This is a genomic window from Heyndrickxia sp. FW510-T9 (genome assembly GCF_058781025.1).
Genome location: NZ_JBYSWK010000015.1, coordinates 49,687 through 69,867 on the forward strand (window position 1 = coordinate 49,687; position 20,181 = coordinate 69,867).

20 protein-coding genes and 1 other annotated feature are annotated in these 20,181 nt (G+C 38.4%); all 20 genes read right to left on the reverse strand.

Annotated elements, in window-relative coordinates; genetic code table 11:
* Positions 1 to 2: 2 nt before the first annotated feature.
* On the reverse strand, positions 3 to 473 hold the full coding sequence (rpsG, locus tag AC3WJF_RS10240) for a 30S ribosomal protein S7 (RefSeq protein WP_492451772.1): 471 nt from the start codon (positions 471 to 473) through the stop codon (positions 3 to 5).
* A gap of 42 nt (positions 474 to 515) precedes the next feature.
* Entirely contained in the window at positions 516 to 935 is a 420-nt protein-coding gene (rpsL, locus tag AC3WJF_RS10245; protein WP_492451774.1) for a 30S ribosomal protein S12, read from the reverse strand.
* A gap of 106 nt (positions 936 to 1,041) precedes the next feature.
* Positions 1,042 to 1,290 (reverse strand): 50S ribosomal protein L7ae-like protein, encoded by a 249-nt coding sequence (locus AC3WJF_RS10250; RefSeq protein WP_492451776.1) that lies wholly within the window; start codon positions 1,288 to 1,290, stop codon positions 1,042 to 1,044.
* 135 nt (positions 1,291 to 1,425) lie between these two features.
* Positions 1,426 to 5,022 carry a DNA-directed RNA polymerase subunit beta' gene (gene rpoC / locus AC3WJF_RS10255; protein ID WP_492451778.1) on the reverse strand — a complete coding sequence of 1,199 codons (3,597 nt, stop codon included), beginning with the start codon at positions 5,020 to 5,022 and terminating at the stop codon, positions 1,426 to 1,428.
* 113 nt (positions 5,023 to 5,135) lie between these two features.
* A complete protein-coding gene (gene rpoB / locus AC3WJF_RS10260; RefSeq protein ID WP_492451780.1) occupies positions 5,136 to 8,699 on the reverse strand; it encodes a DNA-directed RNA polymerase subunit beta in 3,564 nt (1,187 codons plus the stop codon).
* 250 nt (positions 8,700 to 8,949) lie between these two features.
* Positions 8,950 to 9,552, reverse strand: a complete 603-nt coding sequence (locus AC3WJF_RS10265) for a class I SAM-dependent methyltransferase (RefSeq protein WP_492451782.1) — start codon at positions 9,550 to 9,552, stop codon at positions 8,950 to 8,952.
* Between the two features lie 215 nt (positions 9,553 to 9,767).
* The gene (rplL, locus tag AC3WJF_RS10270) at positions 9,768 to 10,130 is read right to left on the reverse strand and encodes a 50S ribosomal protein L7/L12 (protein ID WP_492451784.1); all 363 of its coding nucleotides are present in this window, start codon (positions 10,128 to 10,130) and stop codon (positions 9,768 to 9,770) included.
* A gap of 67 nt (positions 10,131 to 10,197) precedes the next feature.
* On the reverse strand, positions 10,198 to 10,698 hold the full coding sequence (gene rplJ / locus AC3WJF_RS10275) for a 50S ribosomal protein L10 (protein ID WP_492451786.1): 501 nt from the start codon (positions 10,696 to 10,698) through the stop codon (positions 10,198 to 10,200).
* A gap of 39 nt (positions 10,699 to 10,737) precedes the next feature.
* Positions 10,738 to 10,887: a sequence feature (ribosomal protein L10 leader region), on the reverse strand.
* 45 nt (positions 10,888 to 10,932) lie between these two features.
* Complete coding sequence (gene rplA / locus AC3WJF_RS10280; RefSeq protein ID WP_492451788.1) at positions 10,933 to 11,631, reverse strand: 50S ribosomal protein L1; 699 nt, start codon at positions 11,629 to 11,631, stop codon at positions 10,933 to 10,935.
* A gap of 114 nt (positions 11,632 to 11,745) precedes the next feature.
* Entirely contained in the window at positions 11,746 to 12,171 is a 426-nt protein-coding gene (rplK, locus tag AC3WJF_RS10285; RefSeq protein WP_055737789.1) for a 50S ribosomal protein L11, read from the reverse strand.
* Positions 12,172 to 12,344: 173 nt separating this feature from the next.
* The gene (gene nusG, locus AC3WJF_RS10290) at positions 12,345 to 12,878 is read right to left on the reverse strand and encodes a transcription termination/antitermination protein NusG (RefSeq protein ID WP_492451790.1); all 534 of its coding nucleotides are present in this window, start codon (positions 12,876 to 12,878) and stop codon (positions 12,345 to 12,347) included.
* A 357-nt stretch (positions 12,879 to 13,235) separates the two neighbouring features.
* Positions 13,236 to 13,424, reverse strand: a complete 189-nt coding sequence (gene secE / locus AC3WJF_RS10295; RefSeq protein WP_492451792.1) for a preprotein translocase subunit SecE — start codon at positions 13,422 to 13,424, stop codon at positions 13,236 to 13,238.
* 44 nt (positions 13,425 to 13,468) lie between these two features.
* A complete protein-coding gene (rpmG, locus tag AC3WJF_RS10300; protein WP_492451827.1) occupies positions 13,469 to 13,615 on the reverse strand; it encodes a 50S ribosomal protein L33 in 147 nt (48 codons plus the stop codon).
* Positions 13,616 to 13,757: 142 nt separating this feature from the next.
* A complete protein-coding gene (sigH, locus tag AC3WJF_RS10305) occupies positions 13,758 to 14,396 on the reverse strand; it encodes an RNA polymerase sporulation sigma factor SigH (protein ID WP_492451829.1) in 639 nt (212 codons plus the stop codon).
* Between the two features lie 82 nt (positions 14,397 to 14,478).
* Positions 14,479 to 14,988, reverse strand: a complete 510-nt coding sequence (locus AC3WJF_RS10310) for an NYN domain-containing protein (RefSeq protein WP_492451794.1) — start codon at positions 14,986 to 14,988, stop codon at positions 14,479 to 14,481.
* A gap of 2 nt (positions 14,989 to 14,990) precedes the next feature.
* Complete coding sequence (gene rlmB, locus AC3WJF_RS10315) at positions 14,991 to 15,734, reverse strand: 23S rRNA (guanosine(2251)-2'-O)-methyltransferase RlmB (RefSeq protein ID WP_492451796.1); 744 nt, start codon at positions 15,732 to 15,734, stop codon at positions 14,991 to 14,993.
* A gap of 15 nt (positions 15,735 to 15,749) precedes the next feature.
* Complete coding sequence (locus AC3WJF_RS10320) at positions 15,750 to 16,163, reverse strand: Mini-ribonuclease 3 (protein ID WP_492451798.1); 414 nt, start codon at positions 16,161 to 16,163, stop codon at positions 15,750 to 15,752.
* Between the two features lie 3 nt (positions 16,164 to 16,166).
* Positions 16,167 to 17,564, reverse strand: a complete 1,398-nt coding sequence (gene cysS, locus AC3WJF_RS10325; protein ID WP_492451800.1) for a cysteine--tRNA ligase — start codon at positions 17,562 to 17,564, stop codon at positions 16,167 to 16,169.
* Complete coding sequence (gene cysE / locus AC3WJF_RS10330; RefSeq protein ID WP_492451802.1) at positions 17,545 to 18,216, reverse strand: serine O-acetyltransferase; 672 nt, start codon at positions 18,214 to 18,216, stop codon at positions 17,545 to 17,547. Before cysE ends, cysS begins: the two co-directional genes overlap by 20 nt.
* A gap of 486 nt (positions 18,217 to 18,702) precedes the next feature.
* Complete coding sequence (gene gltX / locus AC3WJF_RS10335; RefSeq protein ID WP_492451804.1) at positions 18,703 to 20,160, reverse strand: glutamate--tRNA ligase; 1,458 nt, start codon at positions 20,158 to 20,160, stop codon at positions 18,703 to 18,705.
* Positions 20,161 to 20,181 lie beyond the last annotated feature (21 nt).

Sequence of the window (20,181 nt, forward strand, 5' to 3'; positions counted from 1 at the left end):
TATTACCAACGATAGTGAGCAAACGCTTTGTTCGCTTCAGCCATCTTATGAGTATCTTCGCGCTTCTTAACAGATGCACCAGTGTTGTTAGCGGCATCTAGAATTTCGTTAGCAAGACGCTCTTCCATGGTTTTTTCACCGCGAAGACGAGCGTAGTTTACTAACCAACGAAGACCTAAAGTAGTACGACGATCAGGTCTTACTTCTACAGGAACTTGATAGTTAGCACCACCTACACGGCGAGCTCGCACTTCAAGTACTGGCATAATGTTCTTAATTGCTTGATCGAACACTTCGATTGGCTCTTTACCTGCGCGTTCACGGATTAGATCAAACGCATTATATAGAATAGTTTGAGATTTACCTCTCTTACCATCTACCATCATCTTGTTGATTAATCGTGTTACTAATTTTGAATTATAAATCGGATCTGGTAATACATCTCTCTTTGCTACTGGGCCTTTACGTGGCATTATGTTTTCCTCCTTTCAGAAAAAGGTTTTATTGTTTAGTAATTATTTTTTCTCTTTAGGGCGTTTCGTACCGTATTTAGAACGGCCTTGCATACGCTTATCAACACCAGCAGTATCTAATGCACCGCGAACAATGTGATAACGCACCCCTGGTAAGTCTTTAACACGTCCACCGCGGATTAAAACAACGCTGTGTTCTTGTAAGTTATGACCAATACCCGGAATATATGCAGTTACCTCGATACCGTTTGTTAAACGAACACGGGCATATTTACGCAATGCAGAGTTCGGTTTTTTCGGTGTCATTGTACCAACACGAGTACATACTCCACGTTTTTGAGGTGAAGATAAATCTGTATTTACTTTCTTAAAGCTGTTATAACCTTTGTTTAGTGCTGGAGATTTTGATTTCTCAATTTTTGATTTACGAGGTTTGCGCACTAATTGATTAATAGTAGGCATTTTATGTTTCCTCCCTTCACTTTTTTTATAAGCCCACACATCCAGGTGGTTCATTTTAAAGCAAAAACGAAGTTTTTGCAGCTTCTCTTATCTGCAAAAACAGTTTTTAATAACTTATGGCAACAGCTGCCGCACCAACATCTATACCACATGTTTTACCGAGCTTCTTCATTGAATCGACTTGGACCACAGGTATATTCATTTCCTCTGCAACTTGAATGACCTTTTTCGTAACTATTGGATCAGCATCCACGGCCACTATAAGTTCATTCGCTATTCCAGCTCTCAGTGCTTTCACTGTTTGCTTTGTTCCTATAATTATACTTTTCGCCTGCAATACTTTTTCATAAGACATATTCATATCCTCCAAAGCAACAGGTGTTGATTGATAGGAGCACCTTGAATATAGTATCATTTTCGTATTTTAATGTCAATAAAAAATGAATTTTTTATTAAAAACATTTGCCGACCGAATGGCCGGCAACTGTTTTTATTGCTCTATTAAAACACTTGCTTCTTCTTCCGCGATTTGCGAAGTTGCCTTACGGTAGCGTTGCATACCTGTTCCAGCAGGAACTAGCTTACCGATAATAACATTTTCTTTCAATCCAAGTAATTCATCACGTTTACCTTTTATTGCTGCATCGGTTAACACACGTGTTGTTTCTTGGAACGATGCTGCAGATAGGAAGGAATCTGTTTCAAGAGATGCTTTTGTAATACCCAATAATACAGGTCGACCTGTAGCAGGAATTCTTCCTTCTATTAACGCTCGTTCGTTCGCATCAGTAAATTGGTGAATATCAAGCAATGACCCAGGTAATACATCCGTTTCACCAGCATCAGCAACTCGAATTTTGCGAAGCATTTGTCTTACCATAACTTCAATGTGTTTATCACCAATTTCCACACCTTGCATACGGTAAACTTTTTGCACTTCTCGAAGTAAATATTCTTGTACAGAATTTACATCGCGTACTTTTAACAATTCTTTTGGATCTATAGAGCCCTCAGTTAATTCCTGACCACGTTCAACCCTTGAATTAACCGCAACTTTTAAACGTGATGTATAAGGAGCACTGTATGTCCTTGTTTCAACGTCTCCTTGAACAGAGATTTCGTGTTGACGATCTCTACCTTCATTAATGGCAACAACAACACCATCAATTTCAGAAATAGTTGATACCCCTTTTGGATTACGCGCTTCGAATAGCTCTTGAATACGCGGTAAACCTTGTGTGATATCGTCTCCAGCAACCCCGCCGGTATGGAATGTACGCATTGTTAACTGGGTACCCGGTTCACCGATTGATTGAGCAGCGATAATACCAACTGCTTCACCAACTTCCACTTCCTGGCCAGTTGCAAGGTTTCGGCCGTAACATTTCTTACAAATACCATGACGTGTATTACACGTAAACGCAGATCGAATCCACACTTGTTCAATGCCAGTATTAACAATATCCTTCGCAAGGTCTTCGGTAATAAGTCCATTTTCAGCGACCATTACTTCACTTGTTTCTGGATGCTTAATTGCTTTTCTAGCATATCTGCCAATTAGACGTTCTTCTAGGCTTTCGATTACTTCTGTACCTTCTTTAAGAGCGCCGACAAGTAATCCACGGTCAGTACCACAATCATCTTCACGTACGATTACATCTTGTGCAACGTCAACAAGTCGACGAGTTAAGTAACCTGAATCGGCTGTCTTCAAGGCTGTATCCGCAAGACCTTTACGAGCACCGTGGGTAGAGATGAAGTATTCCAATACCGTTAATCCTTCACGGAAACTTGACTTAATCGGTAATTCGATAATTCGACCAGCTGGGTTGGCCATTAGACCACGCATACCAGCAAGCTGCGTAAAGTTCGATGCGTTACCACGGGCACCTGAATCACTCATCATGAAAATTGGGTTGCGTGGATCTAAGGATTCCATTAACTTTCCTTGAATAGTATCCTTTGCAGCAGACCAAATTGAAATAACTCGATCATAACGTTCATCTTCAGTAATTAAACCACGTCTGAATTGTTTCATTACGTTATCTACTTTTGATTGAGCCTCTGTTAGAATTTTTTCTTTTTCAGCCAATACAACGATATCTGCAACCCCAACCGTAATTCCAGCTTTAGTAGAATACTTAAATCCTAAGTCCTTCATGCGGTCAAGCATTTTGGATGTTTCTGTAATTTGGAATTTCTTAAATACTTCAGCAATAATATTACCCAAGAATTTCTTAATAAACGGTTTAATAGTCGGTTGATTTTTAATGAATTCTTTAACATCCACATTTGAATCAACAAAATATTTTTCTGGAGTTTTTTCCTCCAAATTCGTTTTTGTTGGTTCGTTCATATATGGGAATGATTCAGGTAAAATCTCATTGAAAATCAATTTTCCAACTGTTGTAATAAGTAACTTTTTACGTTGGTCTTCTGTAAATGTTTGATTATTTACTGTTCCAGCATGCACTGCAATTCTTGAATGCAAATGGACATAACCATTTTGATAGGCAAGAAGCGCCTCATTGATGTCGTTGAATATCGCACCTTCTCCAACCGCATCTTCACGTTCTAATGTTAAATAATAATTACCTAAAACCATATCCTGAGATGGCGTAACTACTGGTTTACCATCCTTAGGATTTAGGATGTTTTGAGCAGCTAACATTAATAAGCGTGCTTCTGCTTGCGCCTCAGATGACAACGGAACGTGAACGGCCATTTGGTCTCCATCGAAGTCTGCATTATAAGCTGTACAAACTAGTGGATGAAGGCGAATTGCCCTTCCTTCTACTAATGTAGGCTCAAACGCTTGAATTCCCAAGCGGTGCAATGTAGGTGCACGGTTCAAGAGTACTGGATGTTCTTTAATTACTTCTTCTAATACATCCCATACCTCTGGAGAAAGTCTTTCAATTTTTCTCTTTGCACTTTTAATATTATGTGCAAGTCCTTTTCCAACAAGCTCTTTCATTACGAATGGCTTAAATAATTCAATCGCCATTTCTTTCGGAAGTCCACATTGGTACATTTTTAAGTTTGGACCAACTACGATAACCGAACGTCCAGAATAATCCACACGTTTACCAAGTAGATTTTGACGGAAACGACCTTGTTTTCCTTTCAACATATGAGAAAGCGATTTTAAAGGTCGGTTTCCTGGCCCCGTAACAGGACGTCCACGACGACCATTATCAATAAGTGCATCTACCGCTTCTTGAAGCATACGTTTCTCATTTTGAACAATGATACTCGGTGCGCCAAGATCCAATAAACGTTTTAAACGATTATTACGGTTGATTACACGACGATATAAATCATTCAGGTCTGATGTTGCAAATCGGCCACCCTCTAATTGAACCATCGGTCGTAATTCTGGAGGAATGACAGGTAGTACATCTAAAATCATCCAGTCAGGTGCATTACCGGAGTGGCGAAACGCTTCTAAAACTTCCAAACGTTTGATCGCACGAGTACGGCGTTGCCCTTGTGCTGTTTTTAATTCTTCTTTAAGAGCCTCTACTTCTTTGCTTACATCAATATCTTGTAGAAGCTTTTTAATTGCTTCAGCACCCATGGATGCTTGGAATTTATTGCCATATTTTTCACGATAAGCACGATATTCCTTCTCTGAAAGAAGTTGTTTCTTTTCTAACGCAGTATCTCCTGTCTCTGTAACTACATAGGAAGCAAAATAAATAACTTCTTCTAATGCACGGGGGGACATATCCAATACTAGCCCCATTCGACTCGGGATACCTTTGAAATACCAAATATGTGAAACAGGTGCTGCAAGCTCGATATGGCCCATCCGTTCACGACGAACTTTCGATCTTGTTACTTCAACACCACATCGATCACATACTACACCTTTGTATCTAACACGCTTATACTTACCGCAGTGACATTCCCAGTCCTTTTGAGGGCCAAAAATCCGTTCACAAAATAAACCATCTTTTTCTGGTTTAAGTGTACGGTAATTAATTGTTTCTGGTTTTTTTACTTCCCCGAAAGACCATGAACGGATTTTGTCGGGTGAAGCAAGACCAATCTTCATATATTCAAAATTGTTAACATCTATCAAGGGGTCTACCTCCCTTTCAGTCTATAGGTTCTACCCTTAAATAAACGCCAGAAATCAGAAATCCCGCATCTTTTCGATACTGATTTCTGGTTTCTAGCTTAACTCAACATTGCCTATTCCTTTGATGCAACGATTTCAACTTCAACTTCTTCTTTTGATTCTGGAGCGATGTTCAAAGTGTCTGCTTGATTAGCATCATCTTCATCTTCCAAATCACGCATTTCAATTTCCTCATCATCGCTTGATAGGATTTTCACATCTAAGCCCAAACTTTGTAGTTCTTTGATGAGTACTTTAAAGGATTCTGGAACACCTGGTTCTGGTACGTTTTCACCTTTAACGATTGCTTCGTAAGTCTTAACACGTCCCACAACATCATCCGATTTAACCGTTAAGATTTCTTGAAGTGTGTAAGCAGCACCGTATGCTTCGAGTGCCCATACCTCCATCTCACCGAAACGTTGTCCACCGAATTGAGCTTTACCACCAAGTGGTTGTTGCGTTACTAATGAGTACGGTCCGGTTGAACGAGCATGAAGCTTATCATCAACCATGTGGGCCAATTTGATCATATACATAATACCAACAGATACTCGGTTATCAAATGGTTCTCCTGTTCGACCGTCATAAAGAACTGTTTTTGCATCTTTTGCCATACCAGCTTCTTCAATCGTACCCCAAACATCTTCCTCAGTCGCCCCATCAAATACTGGTGTGGCAACATGAATACCTAATGTTCTAGCAGCCATACCAAGGTGAAGCTCAAGGACTTGCCCGATATTCATACGGGAAGGAACTCCAAGTGGATTTAACATGATATCAACAGGTGTTCCATCTGGTAAGAAAGGCATATCTTCTTCTGGAAGAATTCTAGAGATAACCCCTTTATTACCGTGGCGTCCTGCCATTTTATCCCCTTGGTGAATTTTACGTTTTTGTACAATGTACACACGAACTAATTGATTTACACCTGGAGGCAGCTCGTCTCCATCTTCACGATTGAAGACTTTAACATCAAGGACAATTCCTCCACCGCCATGTGGTACGCGAAGAGATGTATCGCGCACTTCACGAGCCTTTTCTCCGAAGATTGCATGTAATAAACGTTCTTCTGCAGTAAGCTCTGTTACACCTTTAGGAGTGACTTTACCAACAAGCAAGTCACCATCTTTAACTTCGGCACCTATTCGAATAATTCCACGCTCATCCAAATTACGAAGGGCGTCTTCCCCAACATTCGGAATATCACGTGTCATTTCTTCAGGTCCAAGTTTAGTGTCACGAGCTTCTGACTCATACTCTTCTATATGAATAGAAGTATATACATCGTCTTTTACAAGTCTTTCGCTCATAATGATCGCATCTTCGTAGTTATAACCATCCCAAGTCATGAAAGCAACAAGAACATTACGTCCTAATGCTAATTCTGCCTTTTCCATAGAAGGTCCGTCACCAAGTACTTCACCTTTTGTTACACGATCTCCAACACTTACAATTGGTCGTTGATTATAGCAAGTACCTTGGTTTGAACGAATAAATTTTTGTAACTTATATTTATCTAGGTCACCTTTTACTTCTTGACCATCAATTTCTTTTACACGTCGAACCCAAATAGAACGCGCTTCAACATGTTCCACGATACCATCATGTTTACATATAACAGCGGCACCAGAGTCTTTCGCTGATACATACTCCATACCTGTTCCAACGATTGGCGCTTCAGGCTGCATAAGAGGAACAGCTTGACGCTGCATGTTCGCTCCCATTAGAGCCCGGTTAGAGTCATCGTTTTCCAAGAATGGAATACAAGCTGTCGCAGCGGAAACTACTTGTTTTGGAGAAACATCCATATAGTCAATACGATCACGTTTAACAGCTGTGTTTTCCCCTCTAAAACGGGCGATAACTTCTTCATCGATAAATGATCCATCGTCAGATAATCTTGAATTTGCCTGTGCAACAACATAGTTATCTTCTTCATCTGCTGTTAAATAATCAATATGCTGGGTTAATTTACCTGTTTCAGGATCAACTCGACGATAAGGAGTTTCAATAAATCCAAATCGGTTTACTTTCGCAAAAGAAGACAAAGAGTTAATCAAACCAATGTTTGGACCCTCAGGTGTTTCAATCGGACACATACGACCATAGTGCGAATAGTGAACGTCACGAACTTCCATTCCAGCACGTTCACGAGTTAAACCACCCGGTCCTAATGCTGAAAGTCTTCGCTTATGAGTCAATTCCGCAAGCGGATTCGTTTGATCCATAAACTGAGACAACTGGGAACTTCCGAAAAACTCTTTAATCGCTGCAATAACTGGACGAATATTAATCAATTGTTGCGGAGTGATAGTGTTGATATCTTGAATGGACATTCTTTCACGAACAACACGCTCCATACGAGATAAACCAATTCGGAATTGGTTTTGCAATAACTCTCCAACTGAACGTAATCGTCTGTTACCTAAATGATCGATATCATCCGTATCTCCAACCCCATGAAGAAGGTTAAAGAAATAGCTGATAGAAGCAATGATATCTGCAGGAGTAATATTCTTTACTGCCTCTTCGACATAAGCATTACCAAGTACATTAATTACTTTTTCCCCATCATCAATTGGAGCATAGATCTTAATAGATTGAAGAACAACATCTTCTTCTACTACTCCACCGAATTGAGAATATACTTTAAAACCGGCGCCACTTTCTAGATTAGGTAGAATTTTATCTAAAGTTCTACGATCTAAAAGCGTTCCTTCCTCTGCAATAATCTCTCCCGTTTCAGGATCAGCAAGAGTTTGCGCTAATCGTTGACCAAATAAACGGTTTTTCAAATGAAGCTTTTTATTAATTTTATAGCGACCCACATTCGCCAAATCATAGCGTTTTGGATCAAAGAAACGAGATACAAGGAGACTCTTAGCATTTTCTACCGTTGGTGGTTCTCCAGGACGAAGGCGCTCGTAAATTTCTAAAAGTGCTTTCTCTGTACTTTCAGTATTGTCCTTCTCCAGTGTATTTCGAAGATACTCATTATCACCTAATAAATCAATAATTTCCTGATCAGAACCAAATCCAAGTGAACGTAACAGAACTGTTACAGGCAATTTTCTTGTACGATCAATACGAACATATACTACATCCTTCGCATCTGTTTCATACTCAAGCCAAGCTCCACGGTTTGGAATGACAGTAGCAGTAAAACCTTGCTTACCGTTCTTATCCATTTTCCCACTAAAATACACACTTGGTGAACGGACTAGCTGTGATACAATGACACGTTCTGCTCCGTTTATAATAAACGTCCCAGTTTCTGTCATTAGCGGGAAGTCTCCCATAAACACGTCTTGATCTTTTACTTCACCTGTTTCCTTGTTTACAAGGCGTACTTTGACTCGAAGAGAAGCGGAATATGTAACATCACGCTCTTTTGATTCATCAACAGAGTACTTTGGATCACCGAGACTGTAATCAATAAATTCCAAAGAAAGATTCCCGGCGAAATCTTCAATTGGTGAAATGTCTTGAAACATTTCTCTCAAACCTTCATCAAGAAACCATTGATATGATGCGGTTTGAATTTCGATAAGATTTGGTAATTCTAGAACTTCACTAATGCGCGCGAAACTTCTACGCTTTCGGTGACGTCCATACTGAACAAGTTGACCTGTCAACTGATTCACCCCTCAAATCATGCGTTTTGGTTGGCATCTATTAAAGTCTTATCATAGGTCAACCACCCCATCATAAGACAAAAAGAAAAAGGGTTTTCCATTAAAAACCGCAATTTTCACATGACTAACTATTATTTTATAAGTATTTTCCACAACTACCAAAAATTATACTTGACATTTTGAATTTAAGTTAGTTTACAGAAAATATGATATTGGCATTTTATAATATTATCATAGCCATATTGATGAGTCAATATTTTTTTGCTTTTAAAATATAATATCCTTTATCCTTATAGACAACCTCAACTTCATCAAATATTTCTTTCATTTTATCCTTTGCGGAAGGTGCACCTTGCTTTTTTTGGATAACTACCCAAAGCTCACCGTTCGACACCAAATGCTCATAGCTTATACTTAAAATATCGTGTACTACCTTTTTTCCAGCACGTATAGGTGGGTTCGTAACAATGGCAGAAAAATGATTATCCGATACATTCTCAAAACGATCGCTTTCGTATATTTTCACATTTGCAATTTGATTGGAGGATGCATTTTCCTTCGCGAGCTCAATTGCCCTTTGATTCACATCAACCATATGTACCGCACAATCAGGCTCCGATTTTGCAATTGATAACCCTATTGGTCCATATCCACATCCGACATCTAGGACAGCGCCTTTCATTTCGGGCATTACGAAATTTTCAATCAAAAGCCTTGAGCCGAAATCTACTTCGTTCTTTGAAAACACCCCTTGATCCGTCTTGAACTTAAAGGAATTCCCACGGAGAGTATAGTTCCAAAATACCGGCTTGCTTTCCACATCCGGGTTTCTAGAATAGTAATGTTCTGTCATTGCCTCACCCCTATCTTTATCCAGCTACACCACCTATCGACCAGCAAACTTCCGGTCTCTTCCCTACGATAAGTCAACATCGACTCGTCCCTCGGAGTGAAATTTGCACTTCAATTTCAACAGTTAGTTCGTCGATGCACAGGCGGTTTCGCTTTTCTTTAAGAATAGACAAAAAAAGCCCGCTTTAAACAGCGAGCTTTTTCAGGTCTTGATGATTACTTAACTTCAACGCCAGCTCCAACTTCTTCAAGTTTCGCTTTGATTTCTTCAGCTTCTTCTTTAGATACGCCTTCTTTAAGAGCTTTCGGAGCGTTATCAACAACTTCTTTCGCTTCTTTAAGTCCAAGACCTGTAAGTTCACGAACAACTTTGATAACTTTGATTTTTTGATCTCCAGCACTAGCAAGTACTACATCAAATTCTGTTTTTTCTTCAGCAGCGCCAGCAACAGCTCCACCTACAACTGCAACAGGAGCAGCAGCTGTTACACCAAATTCTTCTTCGATTGCTTTTACAAGATCATTTAATTCAAGAACTGTCATACCTTTGACAGCTTCAATGATTTGTTCTTTAGTCATTATAATATCCTCCTAAAAGTTTAATTGTAGTTTTTTAGTTAATTGATTGTAAATAGCTTTTACTTTATTAAGCGCCTTGTTCTTCTTTTTGATCTGCAACTGCCTTAGTAGCAAGAGCAAGGTTGCGGATTGGAGCTTGAAGTACGCTAAGCAACATAGAAAGTAAACCTTCGCGAGATGGAAGTTCAGCAAGAGCTTTAATTTCTTCAACTGATGCAGTATTTCCTTCAATCACACCTGCTTTAATTTCAAGAGCTTCGTGTTTTTTAGCGAAGTCATTCAAAATTTTAGCTGGTGCTACAACATCTTCAGAGCTGAATGCGATCGCATTCGGACCTACTAATGCCTCATTAAGACCTGCGATTTCTGCAGCTTCTGCAGCACGACGAGATAATGAGTTTTTGTAAACTTTAAATTCAATGCCTGCTTCACGAAGTTGTTTACGAAGTTCTGTTACTTCAGCAACATTCAAACCACGGTAATCAACAACTACTGTAGATACGCTTGCCTTGAATTTTTCAGCAATTTCTTGTACGACAACTTTCTTTTGTTCAATTGCGTTGCTCATCTTTACACCTCCTATAGATTTTCTAGATGAACACATTCATACCGCAAAACAAAACCTCCATCTCAAAATAGACATGGAGGTTTTATGCATATAGTCACGAAAGGACTATACATATATATCGCATTACCTCGGCAGGAAATTAAGCTACAAACGAGCACCTGCTGTCTATGGTACAAATGTTATTCTATTTAACAACGTTTAAAATGATATCAGACAATACTATGAAAGTCAATATTATTTTACGTTAAATGATGATGGATCAACTTTCACGCCAGGTCCCATAGTTGAAGTAACAGAAACGCTCTTCATATAAGTACCTTTTGCTGCAGCTGGTTTAGCTTTTGCTAAAGTTTCGAATATAGTTGTAAAGTTTTCAGCCAATTTGTCAGTATCGAAAGAAACCTTTCCTACTGGAACATGGATGATACCAGCTCTATCCAAACGGTATTCAACTTTACCTGCTTTAATTTCGTTGATTGCTTTCGTTACATCGAATGTAACAGTACCAGTTTTAGGGTTCGGCATTAAACCTTTAGGTCCAAGCACACGTCCTAATTTACCAACTTCACCCATCATATCTGGAGTAGCTACGATTACATCGAATTCAAACCAACCTTGGTTGATTTTATTGATATAGTCAGCATCTCCAACATAATCAGCGCCAGCAGCTTCTGCTTCCTTAGCTTTTTCGCTTTTTGCGAATACTAATACGCGTTGAGTTTTACCTGTACCATTTGGAAGTACAACAGCACCACGAATTTGTTGGTCTGCTTTCTTAGGATCTACCCCAAGACGGAAAGCAACTTCTACTGTTGCGTCAAATTTTGCATAACTTGTCTTCTTCACAAGTTCAATCGCTTCATTAGCTGAATAAAACTTTGAACGATCAACTAAATTAAAAGCTTCTACATACTTTTTACCTTTTTTAGCCATTCTATTTTTCCTCCTCGAATGTGGTTTTAACGGAATAACCTCCCACGAATAAAGGTTGCGAGTGAATACTCATCATCGCAACCCCGTCGGACAGAAACCAATTGTTTGCATGGATTAATCTTCGATTGTGATACCCATGCTGCGTGCAGTACCTTCAACCATACGCATAGCCGCTTCAACGCTAGCTGCGTTTAAGTCAGGCATTTTTGTTTCAGCGATTTCACGCACCTTGTCACGCTTAACAGTTGCTACCTTTTTACGGTTAGGTTCACCTGAACCTGACTCGATACCAGCTGCTTTTTTAAGTAAAACCGCAGCAGGTGGGGTTTTTGTAATGAATGTAAATGAACGGTCTTCAAATACCGTAATCTCAACAGGGATAATTAAACCAGCTTGATCTGCTGTACGAGCATTAAACTCCTTACAGAATCCCATGATATTAACACCGGCTTGACCTAGTGCAGGACCGACTGGTGGAGCAGGATTCGCTTTTCCAGCAGGGATTTGTAATTTTACAATTTTGATAACTTTTTTAGCCACGAGACACACCTCCTTAAGTCCGTGATGTGGTAATAGGGGTTTCCCCTCCCACTCATCATATAAAATCTTTATTTTATTAAAGATATTCTTAATTGTTCAGTTTTCTCTCCGAGAATTTATACTGACCTAAAGAATATTACCATTTATCAAGAAATATTTCAAGTTGTTTAGGTTTATATTTTATCAATTTGTGCAAAAACAAGATCGACTGGTGTTTCACGACCAAACATATTAACACTTACTTTAGCGCGACCTTTATCAATGTCGATTTCCTCAATTTTACCAGTAAAGTTAGCAAATGGTCCTTCTTTTACTGTAACGGTTTCGCCAATTTCAAAATTAACATCCACTCGTTTTTCTTCCATGCCCATATGTTTTAAAATAACAATTACTTCTTCAGGTAAAAGTGGAGTTGGTTTTGAACCAGAACCAGCTGAACCTACAAACCCTGTTACTCCCGGTGTATTTCTCACAACATACCAGGAATCATCTGTCATAATAATTTCAACTAATACATAGCCAGGAAAGACTTTTCTCTTTACTACTTTCTTTTTGCCATTTTTGATATCTGTTTCTTCTTCTTCCGGTACTACTACTCGGAATATTTTATCTTGCATTCCCATTGACTCAACACGTTTTTCTAAATTTGCTTTTACTTTATTTTCATAACCTGAATACGTATGAACGACATACCAATTTTTTTCCATTTTTTAGGACCTGTGTCCGTCCCTCCCTAACTTATAATTATCCAAATAGCTCTATAACCAAGTGTCGTTTTCCATGTCTAGCTACGCAGCCTTTCGACTAGCAAACTTCAGGTCTCCTCCCTACGATAAGTCAACATCAGGTGAAATTTGTAATCCTAATTTCAATAGCTCGTGAACTACCTCACTGTGTTTCCTTTATCTTAGTCGAAGCCCAAAAGGAAGTACGTCGATAAACAGGCTGCTCCGCTTTTCTTTTAAACAAACGAAAAAACCCGTTAAACGGGCTAAGTGTAAGAGATGATTATTTTCCATTATACCATGTAAGATGATAAGTTATTCAAGCTAAAGTTTTTATTTCTATTGATTTAAGCTTAGAATCCATTCTACAAGTTTAGAAACACCGTAATCCACTACAACAAAAAACACTGTTAGAAAAACTACTGTCCAAATAACAGTCGTAGTGTAGCTGATCAACTCTTTTCGCTTCGGCCAGCTAACCTTTCTCATCTCAGAAGAAACATTACTAAAAAATTTCGCTATTGACATCCTTTGTACCTCCAACAAAAAACATAATAAAATAGGATAAATGATTACTTCGTTTCGCGATGAATCGTGTGTGCATTACAATGTTTACAAAATTTCTTGAGTTCTAGTCTATCTGTATGGGATTGTTTATTATCAGCGGTATAATTACGTGAACCGCATTTCTCACATGCCAATGCAACTTTACCTTGCATCATAACACCTGCAATCTATTAATGAGTACTAATAAATAATTTCTACCAAAATTAAAAGAATTACGAAAAGTACATTTTAAATATACCATTCTTTTTAAGAAATTAACATGTCAAATCTATACTTGTCAATATAAGGCTGTATTCACAAACTAAATTCACGTACTTCCAAATAACGTTCTAGTTTTCTCTTTACTCGCTGGAGTGCATTGTCAATAGATTTAACATGTCGATTTAATTCCTCTGATATTTCCTGATATGATTGTCCATCAAGATACAATGCTAGTACTTTTCTTTCTAAATCACTAAGAAGTTCCGTGATTTTCCCTTCAATATTATCGTATTTTTCCCGGTTAATAATGAGCTCTTCCGGATTCATAATTTTAGCGCCGGTAATCACATCCATTAAGGTACGATCCGACTCTTCGTCATAAATAGGTTTATCAAGAGAAACATATGAGTTAAGCGGAATATGCTTCTGCCGGGTGGCGGTTTTAATAGCAGTGATAATTTGGCGGGTAATACAGAGCTCAGCAAATGCTTTAAAGGAGGTAAGCTTGTCCTCTTTATAGTCGCGAATCGCCTTATATAGGCCTATCATACCTTCTTGAATTATGTCTTCTTTATCCGCACCTATTAAAAAATATGATCGCGCTTTAGCTCTGACAAAATTTCGATACTTATGGATAAGATAATCTAACGCTTCACTGTCTCCATTATGAACAGATTCGATCAATTGCTCGTCTTCCATGATTTCAAACTTATCGTTATGCGCTACCTCCATATTTAGGTTCACACAAATCCCCCCGAACGCGAAAGCAATAGATAGAAATATTATACATTACTGAAAATTCAAGCGTCAACACTCATTGCTTACCTCTCCGAAGTTTTTCGAAAATTTCAGCTACCTCCTTACTTAATGGTATCCTCGATACAGGCTTTTCCTCTTGGATTTCTTTTACGTTTTTCGTGATATTTTGATTATTCATTTCTACTTCTGTCAACAACTCTCTTGCAGAAATACGCAAAGCACCTTGGCCAAAAATCGCCCATTGCTCAGTATAATCCGAAGTTGCAACATGTATTTGAGTTTTTTTATTGTTAAGCTCGATCGCCATTTTTTCTATTCTTTCATCTGCAGATTCATTCTCTTTTGTGTAAATAACTTCAATATTGTAATGGCGATATTTTTTCTGGATTCCTTTCACAAAATGGGCATCAAAAACAATGATAACTTTATAACCAGTATACCCTTGATACTCTGCCATTTTTTCAATCAAGCGATCTCTTGCAGCACTAAGATTTGTCTTTTTCAGTATTCTAAGCTCTGGCCAAGCACCAATGATGTTATATCCATCCACAAGCAGTATATCCATTATTATTCACCAATGGGAGAGCGATATCGGTAAACCTCATAGATTAATAAACTGGCTGCTACAGAAGCATTTAAGGATGTTACATGTCCAACCATTGGTAAATGAACAAGAAAATCACAGTTTTCTCTAATTATTCGGCTAATACCTTTACCCTCACTGCCTATAACTATTGCTAGCGGAAGAGATCCATCCATTGTGCGATAGTCCTGACTTCCTTTTGCATCGGTACCAAAAACCCATATACCACGTTCTTTCAATTCCGCAATCGTTCTTGCTAAGTTTGTCACCCTTACAACGGGAACATGCTCAATCGCGCCAGTAGATGCCTTTGCTACAGCTCCAGTTAAGCCCACCGCTCTACGTTTTGGAATAATTATTCCGTGAACACCTGCAGCATCCGCTGTTCTTAAAATGGATCCTAGATTATGCGGATCCTCTAATTCATCCAATATTAAAAAGAAAGGTGTTTCCTGTCTTTTTTCCGCTCTAGCAAATAAATCATCTATTTCAGCATATTTATAAGCAGCAACTTGCGCGACGACACCTTGGTGATTTTCGCTCACCATCTGGTCTATTTTTTGTTTTGGAACAAACTGAACTAAAACTCTCGCATCTTTCGCTAATTGGATAATTTGCTGCATCTGCCCTCTTTGGGATCCTTCAGCAATCCAAATTTTATTGATTTCTCTTTTCGACTTTAACGCTTCTATAACAGGGTTTTTCCCACCAATATAATCCTGATCCATTGTATTTACCTCCTCCTATATATCATTTTCTGCAATATCAATTGCCAAATTTATGATCTTCTCTAGCCGCACTTTATTATCTGTTAAATATAAATATCCGATTAAAGCTTCGAAAGCAGTACTATGTCGATATGTTTGTACATCTGTATTTTTAGGAACTGTTCCGGACTTGGCGTTTCTACCTCTTCTTACAATCATTTGTTCTTCCTCTGTTATAAGCTCCTTTTGAAAAAGTTCTTTTAAAATAGCAGCTTGTGCTTTAGCGGAAACAAATTTAGTTGCCTCACGATGAAGCTGATTCGGTTTTGTTTTTCCTAAAAGGAGTAGATGGTGACGCACATGTACTTCGTATATGGCATCACCCATGTATGCAAGTGCAAGACTATTTAGTCCTCTAACATCAAAAGAAGAAGTATTTATTTCGGACATATCTTAGCCTCTTCTCCATCTGATACCTTGTGGAGTATCTTCTAGGATAATATTCATCTCTTTTAAGCGATCACGAATTTCATCTGCTAAAGCAAAATTCCGCTCTTTTCTGGCAGCATTACGTTTTTCAATTAATTCCTCAATTTCTTCGTCCAGTAGATCTTCGTTTTCCAATTTTAATCCCAATACAGAGAAGAGATTTTCAAACTGTTTCATAAATGCTTCTATTACATCATTAGATGTATTCTTTTCCCGCAAATAATAATTTGCCTGCTTAGAAAGATCAAAAAGAACAGCAATTCCGTTTGCCGTATTAAAGTCATCATCCATTTCATGAACAAATGCTTGATGAAACCCTTCTATTTTTTGCAACCATTCACGATCATCATGAGTAAGGTTTGCACTTACTGTCTTACGATGCTTCAGGTTTTGATAAGTTGTTTTAATTCTATCTAAACCTGCACCTGCATTCTCTAATAATTCCTCACTATAGTTTATTGGGTTACGATAGTGAACAGATAACATGAAAAATCTTAATACTTGCGGATCATGATGTTGGATAATATCGTGAACAAGGACAAAATTCCCCAATGATTTTGACATTTTTTCATTATCGATATTAATATAGCCGTTGTGCATCCAGTATCTAGAAAAGGTCTTTCCTGTGAAAGCTTCCGACTGGGCGATTTCATTTTCATGGTGAGGAAACGTTAAATCTTGACCGCCGGCATGAATATCAATGGTATCTCCTAAATACTTGCGGACCATTGCCGAGCATTCAATATGCCAGCCAGGTCTACCATTTCCCCATGGGCTCTCCCAGTAAATCTCCCCTTCTTTTGCAGCTTTCCAAAGGGCAAAATCCAAGGCATCCTCTTTTTTCTCCCCTACTTCAATACGTGCACCTGATTTTAAATCATCAATGGATTGGTGGGAGAGCTTTCCATACTCAGAAAAGCTTCGCGTTCTATAGTACACATCACCTGCGGATTCATATGCATATCCTTTTTCAATTAGTGATTCAATAAATTGAATGATGATATCCATATTTTCGGTTACTCTTGGATGAACGTCAGCTCTGTTGCATCCTAAAGCTGATACATCGTCAAAATATGCTTTAATAAAACGGTCTGCAATAGTTGGAACATCCTCACCAAGTTGATTCGCTGCCTTGATTAATTTATCATCGACATCCGTGAAGTTTGAAACAAAATTCACATCAAATCCACGAAATTCTAAATATCGGCGTACCGTATCAAAAACGATGGCAGGGCGAGCATTTCCTATATGAATATAGTTGTATACGGTGGGACCGCACACATACATTTTGACCTTTCCTTCTTCCAATGGGATAAACTCTTCTTTTTTTCTTGATAGCGTATTATAAATTTGAATCGGCATGTTCTTTCTTAACCCCTTTCGTTTGTAATACCTCTAATTCTTCCTGTAAATGTCTCAATTCTTTTTCAATAGCCATACATCGGTCAGCTACCGGATCAGGTAAATCACAATGATTTAAGTCTTTATTTATTCTGACTCCGTCCCGAATAACTACTCGTCCCGGAATACCAACAACCGTTGAATTGGGAGGAACATTCTTTAATACAACAGATCCAGCGCCTATTTTGGCATTTTCCCCCACAGTTATGGAACCAAGTACTTTCGCTCCTGTAGCAATTAGAGCGTTATCTTCAATTGTTGGATGTCTTTTTCCTTTTTCTTTTCCCGTTCCTCCTAATGTTACACCTTGAAATACCGTGACGTTATCACCGATCTCACAAGTCTCTCCAATCACAACTCCCATTCCATGATCGATAAAAAAACGCCTACCTATCTTAGCACCGGGATGAATTTCAATACCGGTAAAAAAACGGCTAACTTGTGAAATGACACGTGCAATAAAGAAAAATTTCCGCTTAAACATCCAGTGGGCAAACCGATGTGCCCAGACGGCATGTAACCCCGAGTAGGTTAATATCACTTCTATATAACTTCGAGCTGCAGGGTCTTGTTCAAAGACTACCTCGATATCTTCCTTTATTCTTTTAAACATGGTTTTCACTCCTTCATAATTTAATTCGGAGAGCATGGCTTTATGGAATGAACAAATCCGCTAGTCGATAGGCGCTGTTGCTAGATGAGGATAATCAAACAAGTTATCCTCGGTTATTATTCCAAAACAACAAAAAAACGCCTCTGAATAGACAGAGACGCTTCACACGCGGTTCCACTCTGTTTGAACATAGAAAATTCACTATGTCCCAACTTTCCCTTTTAACGGTAGGGTTTCCGCTTACTCCTACTTGCGAACGTTCGGAATAAGACTCAGAGGTGCATTTCAAAAAACGAGAGGCCTAAACCACTTTCAGCCGGTGATGGTTCTCTCTTAAAAGCTTCGTTCATGAACGATGAACAATGCTTTTGTAAGCAATCGCTTTTTTACTTCTCCTCATCAACACTTTAAGATATATTATCCCTGCATATCGGGTGGATAATGATTTAATATTTATTCTTACTATATAATATTTTGAACAAAATGTTAATCTAAAATACTTTGAATTCGATTAATTATTTTTTCTTTACCAAGCAATTGAATCGCTTTCGGTAAGTCTGGTCCATGAACTTGTCCGCTGACTGCAGCTCGAATCGGCATAAACAGTTTTTTCCCTTTATGTCCTGTTGCTTTTTGAACTGACTTGATTGCTTTATTAATATATTCTGCCTCAAATACTTCAAGAGCATTAATTTCCGCTAAAAAAGCACGTAAAACCTCTGGTACTTGTTCTTCTGCTAAGACAGCCTTTGCATCTTCGTCATAAGCGATCTCATCTTTAAAGAATAGCTCAGAAAGTTCTACAATTTCCGCTCCATAACTCATTTGTTCTTGATATAAGGATACTAGGTTACGAACCCAGCTGTTTTCCTCTTCTGACAATTCACTTGGTACACAACCTGCTTTGATGAGATGTGGTAATGATAGTTCTACCGCTTTATCAATGTCCACCTTTTTCATATATTGATTGTTCATCCAAGCTAATTTTTGCTTATCAAATAAAGCTGGTGATTTTGATAAACGATCAGCGTCGAAGTTCTCGATAAACGCCTCTTTCGAATACACTTCTTCTTCCCCTTTAGGTGACCAACCTAATAAAGCTATAAAGTTAAATAATGCTTCAGGCAAATATCCCAGTTCTTCGTATTGCTCAATAAATTGTATAATACTTTCATCTCGTTTACTTAGCTTCTTACGACTTTCATTGACAATAAGAGTCATATGTCCGAATATCGGTGGTTCCCATCCGAATGCCTCGTAAATCATTAATTGCTTTGGAGTGTTGGATATATGATCATCCCCTCGTAATACATGGGAAATTTTCATTAAGTAATCATCCACTGTAACTGCAAAATTATAAGTTGGAATTCCATCTTTTTTTACAATTACAAAATCACCAATTCCATCTGATTCGAAGGATACTTCTTCTTTTACCATATCATGAAAAGTATATACTTTACCTTTTGGTACTAAGAAACGAATGCTTGGCTTTCTGCCTTCCATTTCAAGACGTTCTTGATCTTCCTTTGTAAGATGGCGGCATTTCCCTGAATATTGTGGGGTTTCACCACGAGCAAGTTGTTCCTCTCGCTCTGCCTCAAGCTCCCCTTCCGTACAATAACATTTATAAGCCTGTCCATTCTCAAGCAGTTGATTATAGTATTGTTGGTAGATGTGATTTCTCTCCGACTGGCGATATGGACCATACTCGCCTTCCTTATCAACACTTTCATCCCAATCGATACCAAGCCATTTTAAATACTTCAACTGACTTTGTTCGCCGCCTTCAATATTTCGCTTTGTATCCGTATCTTCAATACGAATAATAAAGGAACCCCCTTTATTGCGAGCAAATAAATAATTGAAAAGTGCGGTTCTTGCATTTCCTATATGTAAATGTCCTGTTGGACTCGGTGCATACCGTACCCTTATATCCTTTGACATTTTGAAACGTCCTCCTCGGTT

Bases quoted from the DNA above. Each gene is read 5' to 3' on its own strand.
- sigH (WP_492451829.1), bottom strand. From the start codon at position 14,396: ATGGAGGTAGCGCATAACGATAAGTTTGAAATCATGGAAGACGAGCAA.
- rpsG (WP_492451772.1), bottom strand. From the start codon at position 473: ATGCCACGTAAAGGCCCAGTAGCAAAGAGAGATGTATTACCAGATCCG.
- nusG (WP_492451790.1), bottom strand. From the start codon at position 12,878: ATGGAAAAAAATTGGTATGTCGTTCATACGTATTCAGGTTATGAAAAT.
- rpsL (WP_492451774.1), bottom strand. From the start codon at position 935: ATGCCTACTATTAATCAATTAGTGCGCAAACCTCGTAAATCAAAAATT.
- AC3WJF_RS10250 (WP_492451776.1), bottom strand. From the start codon at position 1,290: ATGTCTTATGAAAAAGTATTGCAGGCGAAAAGTATAATTATAGGAACA.
- secE (WP_492451792.1), bottom strand. From the start codon at position 13,424: ATGTCAATAGCGAAATTTTTTAGTAATGTTTCTTCTGAGATGAGAAAG.
- cysE (WP_492451802.1), bottom strand. From the start codon at position 18,216: ATGTTTAAAAGAATAAAGGAAGATATCGAGGTAGTCTTTGAACAAGAC.
- rlmB (WP_492451796.1), bottom strand. From the start codon at position 15,734: ATGGATCAGGATTATATTGGTGGGAAAAACCCTGTTATAGAAGCGTTA.
- gltX (WP_492451804.1), bottom strand. From the start codon at position 20,160: ATGTCAAAGGATATAAGGGTACGGTATGCACCGAGTCCAACAGGACAT.
- AC3WJF_RS10310 (WP_492451794.1), bottom strand. From the start codon at position 14,988: ATGGATATACTGCTTGTGGATGGATATAACATCATTGGTGCTTGGCCA.
- rplA (WP_492451788.1), bottom strand. From the start codon at position 11,631: ATGGCTAAAAAAGGTAAAAAGTATGTAGAAGCTTTTAATTTAGTTGAT.
- AC3WJF_RS10320 (WP_492451798.1), bottom strand. From the start codon at position 16,163: ATGTCCGAAATAAATACTTCTTCTTTTGATGTTAGAGGACTAAATAGT.
- cysS (WP_492451800.1), bottom strand. From the start codon at position 17,564: ATGCCGATTCAAATTTATAATACGCTATCAAGAAAAAAAGAAGAGTTT.
- rplJ (WP_492451786.1), bottom strand. From the start codon at position 10,698: ATGAGCAACGCAATTGAACAAAAGAAAGTTGTCGTACAAGAAATTGCT.
- AC3WJF_RS10265 (WP_492451782.1), bottom strand. From the start codon at position 9,552: ATGACAGAACATTACTATTCTAGAAACCCGGATGTGGAAAGCAAGCCG.
- rplL (WP_492451784.1), bottom strand. From the start codon at position 10,130: ATGACTAAAGAACAAATCATTGAAGCTGTCAAAGGTATGACAGTTCTT.
- rpmG (WP_492451827.1), bottom strand. From the start codon at position 13,615: ATGCAAGGTAAAGTTGCATTGGCATGTGAGAAATGCGGTTCACGTAAT.